General features: G+C 67.0%; 2 protein-coding genes. Both read left to right on the top strand.

From position 1 onward, the window contains the following. Positions 1-208 precede the first annotated feature (208 nt). Positions 209-1,576, top strand: a complete 1,368-nt coding sequence (locus E4L96_RS08895) for a pyridoxal-phosphate dependent enzyme (RefSeq protein ID WP_135206860.1) — start codon at positions 209-211, stop codon at positions 1,574-1,576. Then, complete coding sequence (locus E4L96_RS08890) at positions 1,573-2,754, top strand: trans-sulfuration enzyme family protein (protein WP_135206859.1); 1,182 nt, start codon at positions 1,573-1,575, stop codon at positions 2,752-2,754. The genes E4L96_RS08895 and E4L96_RS08890 overlap by 4 nt, the downstream gene beginning before the upstream one ends. Positions 2,755-2,801 lie beyond the last annotated feature (47 nt).

Below are 2,801 nucleotides of genomic sequence, written 5' to 3'. Positions count from 1 at the left end.
CGGCATCAGCCGCGCCACGCTGTGGCGGCGCATGCAGCGGGCCGCTGGCGCCGCGCCGGACCCGCGCGAGCCGGAAAAACCACAGCCCTCCCCACGCTGAGCTCCTGCCGCGCCAGCGCGCGGCGCAGCCGGGCAAAGCGGCGCATACTATTCCGCTCTATCGCAGGCGGCCGCTCACGAGGCGGCGGTCCAGAATAACGGAGGAGACATGCAACAACCCGCGCTGTTTTCACTCATCGGCAATACGCCGCTCGTGCAAGTCACCCGCATCGACACCGGCCCCTGTGAACTGTTCCTGAAGCTCGAATCCCAGAATCCCGGCGGCTCGATCAAGGACCGCATCGGCCTCGCGATGATCGAAGCCGCGGAGGCCGAAGGCAAACTGAAACCCGGCGGCACCGTGATCGAAGCGACTGCCGGGAACACGGGCCTGGGCCTGGCCCTCGTTGCGCGCATGAAGGGCTACCGTGTGCTCCTGGTCGTCCCCGACAAGATGGCGATGGAGAAGATCCTGCACCTGAAAGCCCTGGGCGCCGAGATCCACCTCACCCGGTCGGACGTCGGCAAGGGCCACCCCGAGTACTACCAGGACCTCGCTGCGCGCCTGGCCAAGGACATCCCGGGCGGCTGGTTCGCGGACCAGTTCAACAACCCCGCCAACCCCAAGGCCCACGAAACGACGACCGGCCCCGAAATCTGGGAGCAGATGGACCATCGCGTGGACGCCATCGTCGCCGGCGTCGGCTCGGCCGGCACGCTGACCGGCCTGTCCCGCTTCTTCCAAAGGGTGCAGCCGAACGCGGAGTTCATCCTCGCCGACCCCGCAGGCTCGATCCTCGCGGAGTACATCAACACCGGCCACCTCTCGAAGGACGCCGGCTCCTGGGCCGTGGAAGGCATCGGCGAGGACTTCATCCCCGCCATCGCCGACCTGTCGCGCGTGAAGACCGCCTATACCATCACCGACAAGGAGAGCTTCGAGACCGCGCGCGAACTGCTGCGGCAGGAAGGCATCCTCGGTGGCTCGTCCACAGGCACCCTGCTGGCCGCCGCCCTGCGCTACTGCCGCGAACAGACCACGCCCAAGCGCGTGGTCACCTTCGTCTGCGACACCGGCACCCGCTACCTGTCCAAGGTCTACAACGACGGCTGGATGGCCGACCAGGGCCTGCTGGTGCGTCCGCACCTGGGCGACCTGCGGGACCTGATCGGCCGCCGCTTCGACGACGGCGACGTGATCACCGTGAGCCCGGACGATACCCTGCTCACCGCCTTCAACCGCATGCGCAGCGCCGACCTGGCGCAGCTGCCCGTGATGGAAGGCCGCCACCTGGCCGGAATTGTCGACGAGTCGGATCTGCTGACACATGTGAGCAGCCATCCTGACCGCTTCGGCGGGCTGGTTCGCAATACAATGACCACTTTGGTCGAGACGCTGCCGCCGTCCGCCTCCCTGCAGCAGCTGCGCGCCGTGCTCGATCGCGGCCTGACAGCGGTGATCTGCGAGGGGGAGCATTTCTACGGCTTGATCACGCGCTTCGACCTTCTCAACCATTTGCGCAGGAATATCAAGTGAGCGACACCACCGAACCGAAAAAACACATCGCGACGCGCGTCATCCACGCGGGCCAGTCGCCCGACCCGTCGACCGGCGCGGTGATGCCGCCGATTTATGCGACCTCCACTTTCGTCCAGCAAAGCCCCGGCGTACACAAGGGACTGGACTACGGACGCTCGCACAACCCCACGCGCTGGGCGCTGGAACGCAACGTGGCGGACCTGGAGAGTGGGTCGGCAGGTTTCGCATTCGCCTCCGGCCTGGCCGCGATTTCGACAGTGCTGGAGCTGGCGGATGCAAACTCGCACATCGTGGCGGGCGACGACATGTATGGCGGAACTTATCGCCTGTTCGAGCGCGTGCGGCGGCGCAGCGCGGGGCATGACTTTTCGTATGTCGACCTCTCCGATCCCGAGAAGCTGCGCGCGGCGCTGACGCCCAACACCAAGATGGTGTGGATCGAGACGCCCACCAATCCGATGCTCAAGCTGGCCGACCTGCGCGCCATTGCGGATATCTGCCGCGAGCGCGGGATCATCACGGTGGCGGACAACACCTTCGCCAGCCCGATCGTCCAGCGGCCGCTCGAACACGGCATCGACATCGTGGTGCACTCGACGACCAAGTACATGAATGGGCATTCGGACGTCATCGGCGGGATCGCGGTAGTGGGCAACGAGGCACACCACAAGGAGCTGGGCGAGAAGCTGGGCTTCTTGCAGAACTCCGTCGGCGCCATCCAGGGGCCGTTCGACAGTTTCCTGGTGCTGCGCGGGGTGAAGACACTGGCGCTGCGGCTGGAGCGCAGCTGCGCCAACGCGCTGGAGCTGGCGCGCTGGCTGGAACGCGAGCCGAAGGTGCGCAAGGTGTACTACCCGGGGCTGGAGTCGCATCCGCAGCATGCGCTGGCCCGGCGGCAGATGGAGGGCTTTGGCGGCATCGTGTCGATCGAACTGGATACCGATCTGGCGGGCGCGCGGCGCTTCCTGGAGCGCTGCCACGTGTTCACGCTGGCCGAAAGCCTGGGTGGTGTGGAAAGCCTGATCGAGCATCCGGCGCTGATGACGCATGCCACCATTCCGCCGGCGCAGCGGGCGGCGCTGGGGATCAGCGACTCCTTTATCCGCCTGTCGGTCGGCATCGAGCACGTGGACGACCAGCGCGCCGACCTCGCCGCGGCCCTCGCGGCGATCTGACGCCGGGCGCCCGCCGGGCGCCCCACAGGCCCGGCGTGCCTTCCTAC

The sequence above is a fragment of the Zemynaea arenosa genome (assembly GCF_004614185.1).
GTDB lineage: Bacteria > Pseudomonadota > Gammaproteobacteria > Burkholderiales > Burkholderiaceae_D > Telluria > Telluria arenosa.
Note: the sequence above shows the minus strand (reverse complement) of the source record. Positions and strands in the feature narration are given on the sequence as shown.

Coding starts and splice junctions, on each gene's coding strand:
- E4L96_RS08895 (WP_135206860.1), top strand. CDS start 209: ATGCAACAACCCGCGCTGTTTTCACTCATCGGCAATACGCCGCTCGTG.